Source organism: Rhizobium sp. 10N414 (genome assembly GCF_056394785.1).
The window spans coordinates 1-15,758 of the sequence record NZ_JBFTIN010000011.1 but is presented as its reverse complement, the minus strand read 5'-3'; the positions used below and the strand labels follow the sequence as shown (position 1 = coordinate 15,758).

Sequence of the window (15,758 nt, the reverse complement as noted above, 5' to 3'; positions counted from 1 at the left end):
TTGCGCACGCTCCTTCGACTATCGGCTAGCGACCAATCACGATTCTGTCGCTGGCTGATTGATCATGGCTTCGATGTTGTAGCCATCGGGATCGAGAACGAAGGAGGCGTAATAGCCTGATGCATATTGTGGGCGTGGGCCGGGGGCGCCATTGTCCTTTGCGCCAGCATCAAGCGCGGCGTGATAAAACGCATCAACTTCGGCCTTGCCTCGAGTGCGAAAGGCGACGTGCACACTCGTCAAAGGCGGCTGGCTGTCGACCTGCTGGATCTCGAAAAGGCACCCATTGCCGATATCGAAGGCCCAGAACACGCTCTCCTTTCCGGAGGAAAGTTTGTATCCTAGCGGTGCAAGCGCCTTCTCATAGAAGAGCTTGCTCTTTGCCAAGTCACTCACAGCAACGGTTATATGGTCTATCAAGCGCCCACTCCTTGAGACGTTGGCGGGAACACCAAGCTAGCTCCGATCTCAAGACTGCTCAACATGCCAAGCGGCAGCACGATACAGCATTGGCCTGCGGCTGCATCCAAGGGCAGCGATCCGCTCCTGAATACGCCTTGTCTTGGTGGAAACACGACGACCCCGTCCACGACCGCCGTCTCCCGTGCCCAGCAAGGGCTACAAACGAAAACAGCCGGGCTTTGCAGCCCGGCTGTTTTGCTTCCGGCAAACCGGAAAGGATTAAGCGGCTTCAGCTGCAGCAGCTTCGGCTTCAACGCGAGCCTTGTCGGCTGCGCCCTTGGCGTAGGTGTCGCGGTCAACGAACTCGATGACGGCGAGAGCGGCGTTGTCGCCCTGGCGGAAGCCAGCCTTCATGATACGCAGGTAACCGCCGTTGCGGGTTGCGTAGCGCGAAGCGATCGTGTCGAAGAGCTTCGAAACAACAGCGGCGTCGCGGATCTGCGAGATCGCCTGACGACGAGCATGCAGGTCGCCCCGCTTGCCGAGGGTGACGAGCTTTTCAACGATCGGACGGATTTCCTTTGCCTTCGGCAGGGTCGTCACGATCTGCTCATGGGTGATGAGCGAAGCCGCCATGTTGGCAAACATTGCCTTGCGGTGGCTAGCGGTTCTGTTCAGCTTGCGGCCGGATTTACCGTGGCGCATTGCTATTCTCCTTCACATGCAGGCATCTCGCCCGCCGTTTGATGGTTAGTATTGGTCTTCGTAGCGCTTGGCGAGATCTTCGATGTTCTCAGGCGGCCATGCCGGCACTTCCATGCCGAGGTGCAGGCCCATGGAAGCGAGAACTTCCTTGATTTCGTTCAGCGACTTGCGACCAAAATTCGGCGTGCGGAGCATTTCTGCTTCGGTCTTCTGAATGAGGTCGCCGATGTAGACGATGTTGTCGTTCTTCAGGCAGTTTGCCGAGCGAACGGACAGTTCGAGTTCGTCCACCTTCTTGAGGAGCGCCGGGTTGAAAGCGAGTTCGGTGACGGCTTCTTCTTCGGCTTCCTTCTGCGGCTCGTCGAAGTTGACGAACACGCCAAGCTGATCCTGGAGGATGCGAGCCGCGAAAGCGACGGCATCTTCGCCGGAGATCGAACCATCGGTTTCGATCGTCATGTTCAGCTTGTCGTAGTCGAGAACCTGTCCTTCGCGGGTGTTTTCAACCTTGTAGGACACCTTCTTGACCGGCGAATAAAGGCTGTCGACCGGGATGAGACCGATCGGAGCATCTTCCGCACGATTGCGGTCGGCCGGAACGTAGCCCTTGCCGTTGTTGACGGTGAATTCCATGCGGATTTCGGCGCCCTCGTCGAGCGTGCAGATGACATGCTCGGGGTTGAGGATTTCGATATCGCCGACCGTCTGGATGTCGCCAGCCGTTACAACGCCCGGGCCCTGCTTACGCACGACCATGCGCTTTGCGTCATCGCCATCCATCTTGATGGCGATTTCCTTGATGTTGAGGACGATGTCCGTGACGTCTTCGCGGACGCCCGGGATCGACGAGAACTCATGCAGCACGCCATCGATCTGCACAGCCGTCACTGCGGCACCGCGCAGCGAGGACAGCAGAACGCGGCGAAGCGCGTTGCCGAGGGTGAGGCCGAAACCGCGCTCCAGCGGCTCTGCTACGAGCGTCGCCTTGGTGCGCGAGCTCGAGGAGAACTCGACCTTGTTCGGCTTGATCAATTCCTGCCAGTTTTTCTGAATCATATTTTTGCCTTCCGTTCGTTACCACCATCCAATCGTGGCAACCGAGCTTGAGAAGCACCGGGAGCGAAAACCCGCTCACCGGTGTTGTGAATGGCGATGATCAGACGCGGCGCTTCTTGCGCGGGCGGCAACCATTGTGCGGGATCGGCGTCACGTCACGGATGGACGTGATCATGAAACCAGCAGCCTGGAGCGCGCGCAGAGCGGATTCACGACCCGAACCCGGGCCGCAAACTTCGACTTCCAGCGACTTCATGCCATGTTCCTGAGCCTTCTTGGCGCAGTCTTCAGCAGCGATCTGAGCAGCGAACGGGGTCGACTTGCGCGAGCCCTTGAAGCCCTTGGCGCCAGCAGACGACCAGGCAATGGCGTTGCCCTGAGCGTCGGTGATGGTGATCATCGTGTTGTTGAAGGTCGAGTTGACGTGGGCAACACCCGACGAAATGTTTTTACGTTCGCGACGACGAACGCGTACGGCTTCCTTGGCCATTTAAATCCCTTTCTTGGATCTCTGCACCGCCGTAATACCAGCGGCTACACCGGAACGAGACCTTACGGCCCTGCCCCAAACTCAAAAGAGGCCGGCGCAGACCGCCAGCCCCCTCACCTCCGGTTTCCCGGAAATTACTTCTTCTTACCAGCGATGGCCTTTGCCGGACCCTTGCGGGTGCGGGCATTGGTGTGCGTGCGCTGGCCGCGGACCGGAAGGCCACGACGATGACGCAGGCCACGGTAGCAGCCGAGGTCCATCAGACGCTTGATGTTCATCGAGGTTTCGCGACGCAGATCGCCTTCGACCTGATAGTCACGGTCGATGGTTTCACGGATCTGCAGAACCTCGGAGTCCGTCAGCTGATGGACGCGCTTGTCAGCCGACAGGCCAACCTTCTCCATGATTTCCTGCGCGAATTTTGGACCGATCCCGTGAATGTAGGTCAGCGCGATAACGACGCGCTTCGCAGTCGGGATGTTGACGCCAGCGATACGTGCCACGCCTATTCTCCTTGCGTTCCCGTTGCCATCCGGCAAGAGGCTTTTCGTTATGCAGCCGAACCGGCCGCTCGTTCAGATTTGGGTTCGTACATGTCAAAACGACCGAACCCGGACTTCTCTGGAAATCCGCGCCGATCGCATAAATGTCGCGAGTTGGCGCGGTGTTTAGCGGAATCAGTGCTGAAAAGCAACCGCTTCCGCCAAGTTTATTTTCAAAGACTAAAGCTTCGAAAGTATCTTATCGATCTCGCTGGTGACGTGATCGATATCCGCCATGCCATCAACCGACTTCAGCTTACCCTTGGCATAGAAGTAGCCGATCAATGGAGATGTTTCCTTGTAGTAAGCCTGCAGGCGCGTGACGACCGTTTCGCGGTTGTCATCCGGGCGCCGCTTGAAGTGAGTCGAACCGCAGCGGTCGCAAACGCCTTCAATCTTCGGCTTGACGTTGGTGTCGTGATAGCCTGCACCGCAGTTGGCGCAGGTATAGCGTCCCGAGACACGGTCAGCGAGGACGTTGTCGTCAACCTGGATCTCGATCACAGTCGAGAGCTCAAGACCCTTGCTTTTCAGAATGGCTTCCGTTGCGTCGGCCTGAACCAGCGTGCGCGGGTAACCGTCGAGAATGAAACCCTTGGTGCAGTCCGGTGCATCCAGACGCTCGGAGACGATGGCATTGACAATCTCATCGGAAACAAGCTTGCCAGCATCCATGACGGCCTTTGCACGCTTGCCCACCTCCGTGCCAGCCGCAACGGCAGCACGCAGCATGTCACCCGTGGAAAGTTGCGGAATTCCGTACTTCTCCACGATCCGCTGAGCCTGGGTCCCCTTACCCGCGCCCGGCGGCCCTAACAGTATGAGTCTCATCGCCCCCTCTTTCCTCCGCGCAACTTCGATTTCTTGATCAGGCCTTCATACTGCTGTGCGATCAGATGACCCTGAATCTGCGCCACCGTATCGAGAGTTACGCTAACCACGATCAAGAGCGAAGTGCCACCCAAGGACAAAGGAATGCCCGTCTGAGACACAAGAATTTCAGGCAGAATGCACACGAAGACGAGGTAGATCGCGCCAATCACCGTAATGCGGGTCAGCACGTAGTCGATATACTCAGCAGTCCGCTCGCCCGGGCGAATACCCGGGATGAAGCCGCCATGCTTCTTCAGATTGTCGGCGGTGTCCTTCGGATTGAAGACGATAGCGGTATAGAAGAAGGCGAAGAAAGCGATCAGCAGGCCGTAGAGCAGCATATAGAGCGGCTGGCCGTGGCCGAGCGCGGCGACGATCGAGGTCGCCCAGGCCGGCAGTGCGGTCGTGTTGGCAAAGCCTGCAACGGTCGCCGGCAGCAGCAGCAGCGAAGACGCGAAGATCGCCGGGATAACGCCCGAGGTGTTGAGCTTCAGCGGCAGGTGCGACGTGTCGCCCTGGAACATGCGGTTGCCGACCTGGCGCTTCGGATACTGGATCAGCAGGCGGCGCTGCGCACGCTCGACGAAAACGATGATCGCGATAACGGCGATCGCAATGACGATGACGGCGAGAATCAGCGTCGTCGACAGGGCGCCGGTGCGGCCAAGTTCGAGGGTGCCGGCAAGAGCCTGCGGAAGGCCTGCGGCGATACCGGCGAAGATGATCAGCGAGATGCCGTTGCCGATGCCGCGCGAGGTGATCTGCTCGCCGAGCCACATCAGGAACATCGTGCCGCCGAGCAGGGTCACGACCGTCGAAATGCGGAAGAAGATGCCAGGATCGACAACAAGGCCGTTGCCGCTCTCAAGACCGACGGAAATGCCGTAAGCCTGAAGCGCACCGAGGAGTACCGTGCCGTAGCGCGTATACTGGTTGATGATCTTGCGGCCCTGTTCGCCTTCCTTCTTCAGGTTTTCGAGCGCCGGAACGACCGAAGTCATCAGCTGCACGATGATCGAAGCGGAAATGTAAGGCATGATGCCGAGCGCAAAGATTGCCATGCGCTGCACGGCGCCGCCCGAGAACATGTTGAAGAGGCCGAGAATGCCGCCTGCCTGGCCACGGAAGGCCTGGGCATAAGCTTCTGGATTGAGGCCGGGGAGCGGAATGTGGGTACCGAGCCGGTACACGAGGAGAGCTGCCAGTGTGAACCACAGGCGCTTCTTGAGATCCTCGGCTTTGGCGAAGGTCGAGAAATTGAGGTTAGAAGCCAACTGTTCCGCTGCAGACGCCATGCGATTCTCCGCGCTACCAATTCCGGGCTCTAGCCAAGCGAGGTGCAGGACCCGGTATCAGCATTCTGAATTATTCAAAAGCGGGTTTCGGACGGATTGCGAACGCAACCTATGCCTCACCCTTGTGTTCGTTCCTACCGTCCATGACGCACGTGCGTCCAGCCGGTTTTTGTGAGGCTCACATATGGGAGCAAAATCGCCCGGTGTGAAGCACCCCGGGCGACTTATCATAAGATTAATTATTCTGCAGCTGCGGCAGAAAGAAGCGTGACGGAACCGCCAGCTTTTTCGATCTTTTCGACAGCCGGCTTGGAAGCGCCAGCAACTTCGAACTTGACCTTTGCCTTCAGCTCGCCGTCGGCGAGTACGCGAACGCCGTCCTTGACGCGACGGATAACGCCGGCAGCCTTGAGAGCTGCTGCATCAACCGTGGACTTGGCGTCGAGCTTGCCAGCGTCGATCGCAGCCTGAACACGCTCAAGCGACACGACGACGAAGTCGGCCTTGAAAATGTTGTTGAAGCCGCGCTTCGGCAGGCGACGGTAGATTGGCATCTGACCGCCTTCGAAACCGTTGATAGCGACGCCGGAACGGGACTTCTGACCCTTCACACCGCGACCACCGGTCTTGCCCGAGCCCGAACCAATACCGCGGCCGAGGCGCTTGCGGCTGTGGGTCGAACCTTCGTTGTCTTTAATTTCATTGAGTTTCATAGCGAATCTCCCGGCTTACTTCTCGTCGACGACGCGAACGAGATGCTGGACAGCACGGATCATGCCACGAACGGAAGGAGTATCTTCCAGCGTGCGGCGACGGTGCATCTTGTTGAGTCCGAGGCCGATCAGCGTGCGCTGCTGGACGTCCGGACGACGAATCGGGCTGCCGATCTGTTCGACAATAACCGTCTTCGCTTCAGTCTTCTTGGTAGCCTTAGCCATCTGTCAGACTCCTCTTATTCTTCAGAGGCATTGCCAGAAGCGGCACGGCGAGCCTGGAGCGTTGCATACTTGATGCCGCGCTGAGCTGCGATGTCCTTCGGGTGAACCTGGTGCTTCAGAGCGTCGAAGGTAGCGCGAACCATGTTGTATGGGTTCGAGGAACCGGTCGACTTGGCGACAACGTCGTGAACGCCGAGCGTTTCGAAAACAGCGCGCATCGGACCACCGGCGATGATACCGGTACCGACCTTGGCCGAACGAAGCAGAACCTTGCCGGCGCCATGGCGGCCATGAACGTCGTGATGCAGCGTACGGCCGTCACGCAGCGGTACGAAGATCAGTTCGCGCTTGGCAGCTTCAGTCGCCTTGCGGATTGCTTCCGGCACTTCGCGTGCCTTGCCGTGACCGAAGCCAACGCGGCCCTTCTGGTCACCAACGACGACGAGAGCGGCGAAACCGAAACGGCGGCCACCCTTAACAACCTTGGCAACGCGGTTAATCGCGACCAGCTTGTCGACGAATTCGCTATCGCGCTCTTCACGGGCCTGGCGGTCTTCCCGCTGCGGCCTTCTTTCCTGTGCCATTGTCCTCTTCCTTTTTCTTTTCCGGGTGCAATCGGCAAACAAAACGAGGACCGCATCGGCCTCCCCTTTTCGGGACGCCTGCGGTCCGGTGATATCCGGCCGGTACCCTAAGGCTGCCGGCCGGAAACTTTATTAGAAGGACAGACCGCCTTCGCGGGCTGCTTCTGCCAGGGCCTTGATGCGGCCGTGGTAGATGAAGGCGCCACGGTCGAATACGACGTCCTTGACGCCTGCCTTCGAGGCGCGCTCAGCAACGAGCTTGCCTACGAGGGCAGCTGCTGCCGTGTCAGCACCGGTCTTCAGAGAACCGCGCAGGTCCTTGTCGAGGGTCGAGGCAGACGCAAGCGTCTTACCAGCGACATCGTCAATGACTTGAGCATAGATGTTCTTCGACGAGCGATGAACCGACAGGCGCGGACGGCCGTTGGCCACCGACTTGAGGTGACGACGCACGCGGTTGGCGCGACGTGCAAGTGCTTCTTTCCTGCTAGCCATTTCGCGTGATCCTTACTTCTTCTTGCCTTCTTTGCGGACGATCCGCTCTTCGGCATACTTGACGCCCTTGCCCTTGTAAGGCTCAGGACCGCGGTATTCGCGGATTTCAGCGGCAACCTGGCCGACCTGCTGCTTGTTGATGCCGGTGACGACGATTTCCGTCGGCTTCGGCACAGTGATCGTGATGCCCTGCGGCGGCTCATACACAACGTCATGGCTGAAGCCGAGTGCCAGCTGCAGGTTCTTGCCCTGAAGCGACGCGCGGTAACCGACGCCGTTGATTTCGAGCTTGCGCTCAAAGCCGTCCTTAACGCCCTTGAAGATGTTCTCGATCATCGTGCGGGACATGCCCCACTTTGCACGGGCATTCTTCGTCTGGCTGAGCGGCGTCACGACRACCGCATTATTTTCGAGCTTCACGCCGACTTCGTCGTTTGCGACGAAGAACAGCTCGCCCTTCGGGCCCTTAGCGGTAACCTTCTGGCCATCGACCGTAGCCGTGATCCCAGCAGGCACCTGAACGGGCTTTTTACCGATACGAGACATTTTTATATCCTGTCTGTTCGCTATGGAGATCCCTGCTCAGCCTTAGAAGACCGAGCAAAGAACCTCGCCACCAACGTTCTGTTCGCGAGCCTGGTGATCGGCCATCACGCCCTTCGGGGTCGAAAGGATAGTGATGCCGAGGCCGTTCGCGACCTGCGGAATGGACTTGACCGAGACATAAACCCGGCGGCCCGGCTTGGACACACGGCCGATCTCACGGATCACCGATGCGCCTTCATAGTACTTGAGTTCGATGTTGAGCTCAGACTTGCCATTGCCGAAATCGACAACGGAGTAGCCACGGATGTAGCCTTCAGACTGCAGAACATCGAGAACACGTGCACGGAGCTTCGAAGCAGGCGTCGAGACCGACGACTTGCGGCGAGAAGCGCCGTTACGGATGCGAGTGAGCATATCGCCCAACGGATCAGTCATTGTCATCTAACCTGCTCCTTACCAGCTCGACTTGACGATGCCCGGCACCTTGCCGAGATTGCCGAGTTCACGCAGCGCGATACGCGACATGCGCAGTTTGCGGTAGTATGCGCGCGGACGGCCCGATACTTCGCAACGGTTGCGAATGCGGGTCTTGGATCCATCGCGCGGCAGGGATGCCAGCTTGATCGAGGCCTTGAACCGCTCTTCGATCGGAAGAGCCTGGTTCATGATGATCGCCTTCAGAGCTGCGCGCTTGGCAGCCTGGTTAGCGACCGTAGTACGGCGGCGCTTGTTCTTTTCAACTGCGCTTGTCTTCGCCATGTGCGGTTCCTTTTCTACGCTCGTCGTTACGGTTACTGACGGAACGGGAAGTTGAACTCTGTCAGGAGAGCCCGCGCTTCGTCGTCCTTCGTTGCCGTCGTGCAAACGATGATGTCCATGCCCCACATCTGATCAACCTTGTCGTAGTTGATCTCAGGGAACACAATGTGCTCCTTGATGCCCATGGCGAAGTTGCCACGGCCGTCAAAGCTTTTCGGGTTCAGGCCGCGGAAGTCGCGAACGCGCGGAAGCGCGATGTTCACGAGACGGTCCAGGAACTCGTACATGCGAGCGCCGCGCAGGGTGACCTTTGCGCCGATCGGCATCTGCTCGCGGACCTTGAAGCCAGCGATGGAGTTGCGTGCACGGGTGATGACCGGCTTCTGGCCGGCAATAGCGGCCAGGTCGGCTGCAGCAACAGTCGGCTTCTTCGAATCAGCCGTTGCTTCACCAACACCCATGTTGATTACGATCTTGTCGAGCTTCGGAATCATCATCTCGTTGGCGTAGGAGAACTTCTCCTGCATCGCCGCACGAATGCGCTCGACATATTCCTTCTTGAGCCGTGGCTCGTACTTTGCGTCAGCCATCAGATCACCTCACCGGAACGCTTGGCCACACGGACCTTCTTGCCGTCAACAACCTTGAAGCCAACGCGGGTCGGCTTGCCGTCCTTGTCGACGATTGCGACGTTGGACAGGTGAACCGAAGCTTCCTTGCTGATGATCCCGGCTTCCTGGCTCTGCGTCTGGCGCTGGTGGCGCTTTACGACGTTGACGCCACGAACAACGGCGCGATCTTCCTTGGGCAGAACCTGAAGGACTTCGCCGGTACGGCCCTTGTCCTTGCCTGCGAGCATGACGACCTTGTCGCCCTTACGAATCTTTTGCATCCTTCGCGCTCCTTACAGTACTTCGGGAGCCAGCGAGATGATCTTCATGTGGTTCTTGGCGCGAAGTTCGCGCGGAACCGGTCCGAAGATACGGGTGCCGATCGGCTCTTTCTTGTTGTCGATGAGGACTGCTGCATTCGTGTCGAAGCGGATGATGCTGCCATCAACGCGACGGATTTCCTTGGCGGTACGAACAACCACCGCCTTCATCACGTCACCCTTCTTCACGCGGCCGCGCGGGATCGCTTCCTTGATCGAAACGACAATAATGTCGCCGATCCCGGCATACTTGCGCTTCGAGCCGCCCAGCACCTTGATGCACATGACACGACGTGCGCCGGAATTATCCGCCACGTCGAGGTTTGTTTGCATCTGAATCATATCAGGTCGCCTTTTTGGTTTACCGGAATGGTTGGGCTTTCGCCCCCTACCCCGGCTTATGAAAATTGTCAGCCGGCCGCTTGCCACAAGGACAGGCGAAAACACGGCAATAGCTTGAATAGCGCGGGATCGATCGTGCCAGGGTGGTTTCCCGTCGGGACCTTCCGTGCGCTCAAAGCAAAAGAACGCTCGACGAACGAGCGTTCTGACGCTGCTTCATACAGATATTTCCGCGAGACGCAAGGCCTCGCGCAAAAATCTTACTTGGCCTGGGCGGAAACGACCGTCCAGCGCTTGTCCTTGGAAATCGGCGCGCATTCCTCGATGGATACGGTATCGCCGATCTTGTACTGGTTGTTTTCGTCGTGGGCCTTGTACTTCTTGGAACGACGAACGGTCTTCTGGAGCAGCGGGTGAGCGAAACGACGCTCAACGCGAACTACGACAGTCTTCTCGTTCTTGTCGCCAACGACAACGCCCTGCAGAATGCGCTTCGGCATGATGTTTTCCTTTACGCCTTTGCTTCTGCCGCCTTCTGGCGGGCAATGGTTTTCACGCGGGCGATGTCCTTACGGACTTCGTTGATGCGCGAGGACTTTTCCAGCTGACCGGTTGCCTTCTGGAAGCGCAGGTTGAACTGCTCCTTCTTCAGGTCGGCGAGCTTGTCCTTGAGCTGATCGGCCGTGAGGCCGCGTACTTCTTCGGCTTTCATGTGCCTTGCTCCTTACTCTGCAATACGCTGAACGAAGCGCGTCTTGACCGAGAGCTTGGCAGAGCCGAGGCGAAGCGCTTCACGAGCGATTTCTTCGCTGACGCCGTCGATTTCGAACATCATACGGCCTGGCTTGACCTTGCATGCCCAGTATTCGACAGAGCCCTTGCCCTTACCCATACGGACTTCGGTCGGCTTTGCGGTTACCGGAACATCCGGGAACACGCGGATCCATACACGGCCGGCGCGCTTCATGTAACGCGTGATCGCGCGGCGGGCCGCTTCGATCTCGCGTGCATTCACGCGGTTCGGCTCTTGAGCCTTAAGGCCGAATTCGCCGAAGGCCAGGTCAGAACCCCCCTTGGCGACGCCCTTGATGCGGCCCTTGAATTGCTTGCGGTACTTGGTACGCTTTGGCTGCAACATTTTCTTATTCTCCGAACTTATCCACCAACGCTATTAGGCGTTGTCGCGGCGACGATCGCGATCACGGCTTGCCGGACCCTGAGCGTCACCCTCGAGTGCGCGGCGCTCGGAGGCCATCGGATCGTGCTCAAGGATTTCGCCCTTGAAGATCCAAACCTTGATGCCGCAGATGCCAAAAGCGGTTTCCGCTTCAGCTGTGCCGTAGTCGATGTCAGCGCGCAGCGTGTGCAGCGGAACGCGACCTTCGCGGTACCATTCCGTACGAGCGATTTCAGCACCGCCGAGACGGCCTGCGCAGGTGATCTTGATGCCTTCGGCGCCAAGACGCATTGCAGACTGAACGGCACGCTTCATGGCGCGACGGAAAGCAACACGACGCTCGAGCTGCTGAGCGATCGACTGTGCGACGAGCGTAGCGTCGACTTCCGGCTTGCGAACTTCAACGATGTTGAGGTGCGTTTCGGAATTCGTCATGTCCGACAGCTTCTTGCGGAGCTTGTCGATGTCTGCGCCCTTCTTGCCGATGATCAGGCCCGGACGAGCCGAGTGGATCGTGACACGGCACTTCTTGTGCGGACGCTCGATGACCACCTTGGCGATACCAGCCTGCTTCAGTTCGCTCATCACGAACTTGCGCATCTTCAGGTCTTCGTGCAGCAGCTGACCGTACTCGGCATTGTCCGCAAACCAGCGGCTATCCCAGGTACGGTTGATGCCAAGACGGAAACCGATTGGATTAATTTTCTGACCCATTATGCGGCCTCCTCTTGTGCCTGCACTTCGCGGACAACGATCGTCAGGTGCGCAAACGGCCTCTCGATGCGAGAAGCGCGGCCGCGGCCACGAGCGTGGAAACGCTTCATGACGATCGACTTGCCGACATAGGCTTCGGCGACGACCAGGGAGTCGACGTCGAGGTCGTGGTTGTTCTCGGCGTTGGCGATCGCAGACTCGAGCGTCTTCTTGACGGCGCCTGCGATACGCTTGCGGGAGAATTCCAGCTCAGCGAGTGCACGATCGACCTTCTTGCCGCGGATAACCGCAGCAACGAGGTTGAGCTTCTGTGGGCTGACGCGGAGCGTGCGGGCGACTGCTTGCGCCTCGTTGTCCTTCAGCCGGCGTTCGGCTTTTGCCTTGCCCATTGTTACTTCCTCTTTGCCTTCTTGTCCGCACCGTGACCGTAGTAGGTCCGGGTCGGAGAGAATTCACCGAATTTGTGACCGACCATGTCTTCATTGACGCTGACCGGAACATGCTTGCTGCCGTTGTAGACGCCGAAGGTGAGACCGACGAACTGCGGCAGGATCGTGGAGCGACGGCTCCAGATCTTGATTACTTCTGCACGTCCGCCTTCACGAACCTTCTCAGCCTTCTTGAGAAGATAGCCGTCAACGAACGGACCTTTCCATACTGAACGAGCCATTGGAGACTTCCTCTCTTACTTCTTACGCTGATGACGCGAGCGCATGATCATCTTGTCGGTCGACTTGTTCGACCGGGTGCGCTTGCCCTTGGTCGGCTTGCCCCACGGAGTAACCGGGTGACGACCACCAGAGGTGCGGCCTTCACCACCGCCGTGCGGGTGGTCGACAGGGTTCATGACGACACCGCGGTTATGCGGACGCTTGCCGCGCCAAACAGTACGACCGGCCTTGCCGTCGTTGATGTTGGCGTGATCCGGATTCGAAACCGCACCGATCGAAGCAAGGCAGGTGCCGTGCACGAGGCGCTGTTCGCCAGAGTTCAGGCGAAGGATCGCCATGCCCTGGTCGCGACCGACGAGCTGTGCGTAGGAACCGGCGGAGCGAGCGATCTGACCACCCTTGCCCGGCTTCATTTCCACGTTGTGGATGATGGAGCCGACCGGGATGAACTGCAGCGGCATCGTGTTGCCGGGCTTTACGTCGACAGCCTTCTCGGAAGCGATGACCTTGTCGCCGGCAGCGAGGCGCTGCGGAGCGAGGATGTAGGCCTTTTCGCCGTCAGCATAGGTCACCAGCGCAATGAAAGCCGTGCGGTTCGGATCGTATTCGATACGATCGACGGTGCCTTCAACGTCGAACTTGCGACGCTTGAAGTCGACCAGACGGTAGGTGCGCTTGTGACCGCCGCCGATGAAGCGGGCGGTGATACGGCCGAGGTTGTTACGACCGCCGCTCTTGGTCAGACCTTCCGTCAGCGCCTTGACCGGCTTGCCCTTGTAGAGCGAGGAGCGGTCGACGATGACCAGCTGACGCTGGCTCGGGGTCGTAGGATTGAATGTTTTCAATGCCATTTTATTATTCCTCAGAGACCGGTGGAGACGTCGATCGTCTGGCCTTCAGCCAGCGTCACAACTGCCTTCTTCACGTCCTGCTGCTTGCCGACAAAACCTTTGAAACGCTTGGTCTTGCCCTTGCGGAGCAGAGTGTTGACGGCCGTGACCTTGACGCCGAACAGCGCCTCGACTGCAGCCTTGATTTCCGGCTTCGACGCCTTCTTGGCGACGTTGAAAACAACCTGGTTGTTTTCCGATACCAGCGTGGACTTTTCGGTGATCGCCGGCGAGACGATCACATCATAGTGGCGAAGGTCGGTCACTTGAAACGCTCCTCTAGAGCTTCGACGGCAGCCTTGGAAAGCACGAGCTTGCCGCGGCGCACGATGTCGTAAACGTTGATGCCCTGGATCGGCAGAACATCGATGTTCGGGATGTTCTGAGCTGCGAGCTTGAAGTTGCCATCAAGTTCAGCGCCACCGATGAAGAGCGCGTTGGTCAGGCCGAGCGTCTCGAAAGCCGATGCCAGTGCCTTGGTCTTTGCTTCTGCAGCAACCAGGCTGTCGATGATGATGACATCGTCGGACTTCAGCTTGGCCGAGAGGGCGTGACGCAGACCGAGAGCGCGAACCTTCTTCGGAAGGTCGTGTTCGTGGCTGCGAGCGACCGGGCCGTGGGCCTTACCACCGCCGCGAAACTGCGGAGCGCGAGCCGAATGGTGACGAGCGCGGCCCGTACCCTTCTGCTTGTACATCTTGGCGCCGGTGCGCGAGACGTCCGCGCGGCCCTTTGCCTGGTGCGTGCCCTGCTGCTTCTTGGCAAGCTGCCAGCGGATGACGCGGGCGAGAATGTCTTCGCGGGGCTCGAGACCGAAAATCGCGTCAGAAAGAGAAACCTTCCCTGCGTCTTTTCCCTCGAGGGTCTTGACGTTGAATTCCATTGGTCCGGCTCCCTTACTTCGCTGCCGATTTGACGGCATCGCGCACGATGATCCAGGCACCCTTGGAACCGGGTACTGCACCCTTGATCAGGATCAGACCACGATCTTCGTCGGTCGAAACCACTTCCAGGTTCTGAGTCGTTACGCGCGTCTGGCCCATGTGACCAGCCATCTTCTTGTTCTTGAATACCTTACCGGGATCCTGGCGCTGACCGGTCGAACCGTGCGAGCGGTGCGAAACCGAGTTACCATGCGTAGCACGGCCACCACTAAAATTGTGGCGCTTCATGACGCCGGCAAAGCCCTTACCGATCGTCGTGCCCGTCACATCGACGAGCTGACCAGCTGCGAAGTGACCAGCCTTGAGCTCGGTGCCAACCTCGAGGAGATTGTCTTCCGTGACGCGGAATTCCGTAAGCTTGGCCTTCGGCTCGACGTTGGCAACAGCAAAGTTACCGCGCATCGCCTTCGACGTATTCTTGACCTTCGCCGTGCCAGCACCGAGCTGGACTGCGGCATAGCCGTTCTTCTCAACAGTGCGCTGGGCCACAACCTGGCAGCCATCCAGACGCAGTACTGTTACCGGGACATGTTCACCAGCGTCGTTGTAGACGCGGGTCATACCCACCTTCTGTGCAATCACACCTGAACGCATCGGTTCAATCCTTCCAAATCCGCTCGAGCAAGGCTCAGAGCTTGATCTCAACATCGACACCGGCGGCGAGATCGAGCTTCATCAGCGCGTCTACCGTCTGCGGGGTCGGATCTACGATGTCGAGGAGGCGCTTATGCGTGCGCATCTCGAACTGCTCGCGGCTCTTCTTGTCGATGTGTGGGGACCGGTTGACCGTAAACTTCTCGATGCGAGTCGGAAGCGGAACGGGGCCCCGGACGCTTGCGCCGGTGCGCTTCGCCGTCGACACGATCTCGCGCGTCGAAGCGTCGAGAATGCGGTGATCGAACGCCTTCAGGCGAATGCGGATATTTTGGCCGTTCATTCGACGTTATCCTTGTGTTTGTTTCCCACGTGCCTGTTAGGCAGACACGGGTTGTTCTTTTTTCCTAAGGCGGACCACCGGTTTCAAAGATCGAGAGGGGCACCGGAATGCGGCATCCCTATCCAGTCTTCAGGCCTTACGGCCACCTTATTGCTTGTTGTAGTCACCCGCTCCAATGAACGAAGCAGGGCGCAAATCGCGCTCGCGCGCCATTTGCAACATTTCTCTGTAATAAGCAAGCGGCTAGCGCCGCTTGCATCATAATAATGTCATCGAATCGGCCGCTTCAGGCGAAACGACCGGTCTTTCGATTACTCGACGATCGAGGCGACGATGCCGGCGCCGACGGTACGGCCGCCTTCGCGGATAGCGAAGCGCAGCTTTTCTTCCATCGCGATCGGAACGATCAGCTCGACGTCTACAGTGACGTTGTCGCCAGGCATGACCCATGACCATTTCCGTGCCTT

The 15,758-nt window shown here is 58.6% G+C and carries 29 protein-coding genes; all 29 read right to left on the bottom strand.

Annotation, left to right across the window (positions count from 1 at the left end):
- Positions 1–36: 36 nt before the first annotated feature.
- Complete coding sequence (locus AC1DE4_RS12555) at positions 37–420, bottom strand: VOC family protein (protein WP_477881496.1); 384 nt, start codon at positions 418–420, stop codon at positions 37–39.
- A 261-nt stretch (positions 421–681) separates the two neighbouring features.
- Positions 682–1,107, bottom strand: a complete 426-nt coding sequence (gene rplQ / locus AC1DE4_RS12550; protein WP_018857102.1) for a 50S ribosomal protein L17 — start codon at positions 1,105–1,107, stop codon at positions 682–684.
- A gap of 45 nt (positions 1,108–1,152) precedes the next feature.
- A complete protein-coding gene (locus AC1DE4_RS12545; RefSeq protein WP_007531694.1) occupies positions 1,153–2,163 on the bottom strand; it encodes a DNA-directed RNA polymerase subunit alpha in 1,011 nt (336 codons plus the stop codon).
- Between the two features lie 100 nt (positions 2,164–2,263).
- Positions 2,264–2,653, bottom strand: a complete 390-nt coding sequence (gene rpsK / locus AC1DE4_RS12540; RefSeq protein WP_003547577.1) for a 30S ribosomal protein S11 — start codon at positions 2,651–2,653, stop codon at positions 2,264–2,266.
- Positions 2,654–2,787: 134 nt separating this feature from the next.
- A complete protein-coding gene (rpsM, locus tag AC1DE4_RS12535; protein WP_016553566.1) occupies positions 2,788–3,156 on the bottom strand; it encodes a 30S ribosomal protein S13 in 369 nt (122 codons plus the stop codon).
- 219 nt (positions 3,157–3,375) lie between these two features.
- Complete coding sequence (locus AC1DE4_RS12530; RefSeq protein WP_026371777.1) at positions 3,376–4,026, bottom strand: adenylate kinase; 651 nt, start codon at positions 4,024–4,026, stop codon at positions 3,376–3,378.
- Complete coding sequence (secY, locus tag AC1DE4_RS12525; RefSeq protein WP_018857104.1) at positions 4,023–5,363, bottom strand: preprotein translocase subunit SecY; 1,341 nt, start codon at positions 5,361–5,363, stop codon at positions 4,023–4,025. The genes AC1DE4_RS12530 and secY overlap by 4 nt, the downstream gene beginning before the upstream one ends.
- A 239-nt stretch (positions 5,364–5,602) precedes the next feature.
- The gene (gene rplO, locus AC1DE4_RS12520; RefSeq protein WP_016553563.1) at positions 5,603–6,076 is read right to left on the bottom strand and encodes a 50S ribosomal protein L15; all 474 of its coding nucleotides are present in this window, start codon (positions 6,074–6,076) and stop codon (positions 5,603–5,605) included.
- 15 nt (positions 6,077–6,091) lie between these two features.
- On the bottom strand, positions 6,092–6,301 hold the full coding sequence (gene rpmD, locus AC1DE4_RS12515) for a 50S ribosomal protein L30 (protein ID WP_018857105.1): 210 nt from the start codon (positions 6,299–6,301) through the stop codon (positions 6,092–6,094).
- Positions 6,302–6,315: 14 nt separating this feature from the next.
- On the bottom strand, positions 6,316–6,885 hold the full coding sequence (gene rpsE, locus AC1DE4_RS12510) for a 30S ribosomal protein S5 (protein ID WP_007531680.1): 570 nt from the start codon (positions 6,883–6,885) through the stop codon (positions 6,316–6,318).
- Positions 6,886–7,017: 132 nt separating this feature from the next.
- Positions 7,018–7,380 (bottom strand): 50S ribosomal protein L18, encoded by a 363-nt coding sequence (gene rplR / locus AC1DE4_RS12505; protein ID WP_018857106.1) that lies wholly within the window; start codon positions 7,378–7,380, stop codon positions 7,018–7,020.
- Positions 7,381–7,392: 12 nt separating this feature from the next.
- Complete coding sequence (gene rplF, locus AC1DE4_RS12500) at positions 7,393–7,926, bottom strand: 50S ribosomal protein L6 (protein ID WP_018857107.1); 534 nt, start codon at positions 7,924–7,926, stop codon at positions 7,393–7,395.
- A 42-nt stretch (positions 7,927–7,968) separates the two neighbouring features.
- Entirely contained in the window at positions 7,969–8,367 is a 399-nt protein-coding gene (rpsH, locus tag AC1DE4_RS12495) for a 30S ribosomal protein S8 (protein WP_004674934.1), read from the bottom strand.
- 12 nt (positions 8,368–8,379) lie between these two features.
- Positions 8,380–8,685, bottom strand: coding sequence for a 30S ribosomal protein S14 (rpsN, locus tag AC1DE4_RS12490; RefSeq protein ID WP_003573787.1), 306 nt, complete (start codon positions 8,683–8,685; stop codon positions 8,380–8,382).
- A 32-nt stretch (positions 8,686–8,717) separates the two neighbouring features.
- The gene (gene rplE, locus AC1DE4_RS12485; protein ID WP_016553557.1) at positions 8,718–9,275 is read right to left on the bottom strand and encodes a 50S ribosomal protein L5; all 558 of its coding nucleotides are present in this window, start codon (positions 9,273–9,275) and stop codon (positions 8,718–8,720) included.
- Positions 9,275–9,577 (bottom strand): 50S ribosomal protein L24, encoded by a 303-nt coding sequence (gene rplX, locus AC1DE4_RS12480; protein ID WP_007531676.1) that lies wholly within the window; start codon positions 9,575–9,577, stop codon positions 9,275–9,277. Before rplX ends, rplE begins: the two co-directional genes overlap by 1 nt.
- Positions 9,578–9,589: 12 nt before the next feature.
- Entirely contained in the window at positions 9,590–9,958 is a 369-nt protein-coding gene (gene rplN, locus AC1DE4_RS12475) for a 50S ribosomal protein L14 (RefSeq protein WP_018857108.1), read from the bottom strand.
- A 260-nt stretch (positions 9,959–10,218) separates the two neighbouring features.
- Positions 10,219–10,458 (bottom strand): 30S ribosomal protein S17, encoded by a 240-nt coding sequence (gene rpsQ / locus AC1DE4_RS12470; protein ID WP_007787739.1) that lies wholly within the window; start codon positions 10,456–10,458, stop codon positions 10,219–10,221.
- A gap of 11 nt (positions 10,459–10,469) precedes the next feature.
- Entirely contained in the window at positions 10,470–10,670 is a 201-nt protein-coding gene (gene rpmC, locus AC1DE4_RS12465) for a 50S ribosomal protein L29 (RefSeq protein WP_007531673.1), read from the bottom strand.
- A 12-nt stretch (positions 10,671–10,682) separates the two neighbouring features.
- Entirely contained in the window at positions 10,683–11,096 is a 414-nt protein-coding gene (rplP, locus tag AC1DE4_RS12460; protein ID WP_003573792.1) for a 50S ribosomal protein L16, read from the bottom strand.
- 33 nt (positions 11,097–11,129) lie between these two features.
- Positions 11,130–11,849, bottom strand: coding sequence for a 30S ribosomal protein S3 (gene rpsC, locus AC1DE4_RS12455; protein ID WP_018857109.1), 720 nt, complete (start codon positions 11,847–11,849; stop codon positions 11,130–11,132).
- Complete coding sequence (gene rplV, locus AC1DE4_RS12450; protein WP_018857110.1) at positions 11,849–12,238, bottom strand: 50S ribosomal protein L22; 390 nt, start codon at positions 12,236–12,238, stop codon at positions 11,849–11,851. Before rplV ends, rpsC begins: the two co-directional genes overlap by 1 nt.
- Before the next feature lie 2 nt (positions 12,239–12,240).
- Positions 12,241–12,519 carry a 30S ribosomal protein S19 gene (rpsS, locus tag AC1DE4_RS12445; RefSeq protein WP_007531666.1) on the bottom strand — a complete coding sequence of 93 codons (279 nt, stop codon included), beginning with the start codon at positions 12,517–12,519 and terminating at the stop codon, positions 12,241–12,243.
- A gap of 15 nt (positions 12,520–12,534) precedes the next feature.
- Positions 12,535–13,371 (bottom strand): 50S ribosomal protein L2, encoded by an 837-nt coding sequence (gene rplB / locus AC1DE4_RS12440; protein WP_018857111.1) that lies wholly within the window; start codon positions 13,369–13,371, stop codon positions 12,535–12,537.
- 11 nt (positions 13,372–13,382) lie between these two features.
- Positions 13,383–13,676: a 50S ribosomal protein L23 gene (locus AC1DE4_RS12435; RefSeq protein WP_016553551.1), complete on the bottom strand. Its 294-nt coding sequence runs from the start codon at positions 13,674–13,676 to the stop codon at positions 13,383–13,385.
- Entirely contained in the window at positions 13,673–14,293 is a 621-nt protein-coding gene (gene rplD / locus AC1DE4_RS12430) for a 50S ribosomal protein L4 (protein WP_007531661.1), read from the bottom strand. Before rplD ends, AC1DE4_RS12435 begins: the two co-directional genes overlap by 4 nt.
- A gap of 13 nt (positions 14,294–14,306) precedes the next feature.
- Entirely contained in the window at positions 14,307–14,948 is a 642-nt protein-coding gene (gene rplC / locus AC1DE4_RS12425) for a 50S ribosomal protein L3 (RefSeq protein ID WP_025659906.1), read from the bottom strand.
- Positions 14,949–14,982: 34 nt separating this feature from the next.
- Positions 14,983–15,291 (bottom strand): 30S ribosomal protein S10, encoded by a 309-nt coding sequence (rpsJ, locus tag AC1DE4_RS12420; protein WP_003547547.1) that lies wholly within the window; start codon positions 15,289–15,291, stop codon positions 14,983–14,985.
- A 311-nt stretch (positions 15,292–15,602) separates the two neighbouring features.
- Positions 15,603–15,758: EF-Tu C-terminal domain-related protein (locus tag AC1DE4_RS12415; RefSeq protein WP_477881559.1), on the bottom strand; the 156-nt coding region annotated here is incomplete at its 5' end.

Bases quoted from the DNA above. Each gene is read 5' to 3' on its own strand.
- rplQ (WP_018857102.1), bottom strand. From the start codon at position 1,107: ATGCGCCACGGTAAATCCGGCCGCAAGCTGAACAGAACCGCTAGCCAC.
- AC1DE4_RS12545 (WP_007531694.1), bottom strand. From the start codon at position 2,163: ATGATTCAGAAAAACTGGCAGGAATTGATCAAGCCGAACAAGGTCGAG.
- rpsK (WP_003547577.1), bottom strand. From the start codon at position 2,653: ATGGCCAAGGAAGCCGTACGCGTTCGTCGTCGCGAACGTAAAAACATT.
- AC1DE4_RS12530 (WP_026371777.1), bottom strand. From the start codon at position 4,026: ATGAGACTCATACTGTTAGGGCCGCCGGGCGCGGGTAAGGGGACCCAG.
- secY (WP_018857104.1), bottom strand. From the start codon at position 5,363: ATGGCGTCTGCAGCGGAACAGTTGGCTTCTAACCTCAATTTCTCGACC.
- rplO (WP_016553563.1), bottom strand. From the start codon at position 6,076: ATGAAACTCAATGAAATTAAAGACAACGAAGGTTCGACCCACAGCCGC.
- rpmD (WP_018857105.1), bottom strand. From the start codon at position 6,301: ATGGCTAAGGCTACCAAGAAGACTGAAGCGAAGACGGTTATTGTCGAA.
- rpsE (WP_007531680.1), bottom strand. From the start codon at position 6,885: ATGGCACAGGAAAGAAGGCCGCAGCGGGAAGACCGCCAGGCCCGTGAA.
- rplR (WP_018857106.1), bottom strand. From the start codon at position 7,380: ATGGCTAGCAGGAAAGAAGCACTTGCACGTCGCGCCAACCGCGTGCGT.
- rpsH (WP_004674934.1), bottom strand. From the start codon at position 8,367: ATGACAATGACTGATCCGTTGGGCGATATGCTCACTCGCATCCGTAAC.
- rpsN (WP_003573787.1), bottom strand. From the start codon at position 8,685: ATGGCGAAGACAAGCGCAGTTGAAAAGAACAAGCGCCGCCGTACTACG.
- rplE (WP_016553557.1), bottom strand. From the start codon at position 9,275: ATGGCTGACGCAAAGTACGAGCCACGGCTCAAGAAGGAATATGTCGAG.
- rplX (WP_007531676.1), bottom strand. From the start codon at position 9,577: ATGCAAAAGATTCGTAAGGGCGACAAGGTCGTCATGCTCGCAGGCAAG.
- rplN (WP_018857108.1), bottom strand. From the start codon at position 9,958: ATGATTCAGATGCAAACAAACCTCGACGTGGCGGATAATTCCGGCGCA.
- rpsQ (WP_007787739.1), bottom strand. From the start codon at position 10,458: ATGCCGAAGCGCATTCTGCAGGGCGTTGTCGTTGGCGACAAGAACGAG.
- rpmC (WP_007531673.1), bottom strand. From the start codon at position 10,670: ATGAAAGCCGAAGAAGTACGCGGCCTCACGGCCGATCAGCTCAAGGAC.
- rplP (WP_003573792.1), bottom strand. From the start codon at position 11,096: ATGTTGCAGCCAAAGCGTACCAAGTACCGCAAGCAATTCAAGGGCCGC.
- rpsC (WP_018857109.1), bottom strand. From the start codon at position 11,849: ATGGGTCAGAAAATTAATCCAATCGGTTTCCGTCTTGGCATCAACCGT.
- rplV (WP_018857110.1), bottom strand. From the start codon at position 12,238: ATGGGCAAGGCAAAAGCCGAACGCCGGCTGAAGGACAACGAGGCGCAA.
- rpsS (WP_007531666.1), bottom strand. From the start codon at position 12,519: ATGGCTCGTTCAGTATGGAAAGGTCCGTTCGTTGACGGCTATCTTCTC.
- rplB (WP_018857111.1), bottom strand. From the start codon at position 13,371: ATGGCATTGAAAACATTCAATCCTACGACCCCGAGCCAGCGTCAGCTG.
- rplD (WP_007531661.1), bottom strand. From the start codon at position 14,293: ATGGAATTCAACGTCAAGACCCTCGAGGGAAAAGACGCAGGGAAGGTT.
- rplC (WP_025659906.1), bottom strand. From the start codon at position 14,948: ATGCGTTCAGGTGTGATTGCACAGAAGGTGGGTATGACCCGCGTCTAC.
- rpsJ (WP_003547547.1), bottom strand. From the start codon at position 15,291: ATGAACGGCCAAAATATCCGCATTCGCCTGAAGGCGTTCGATCACCGC.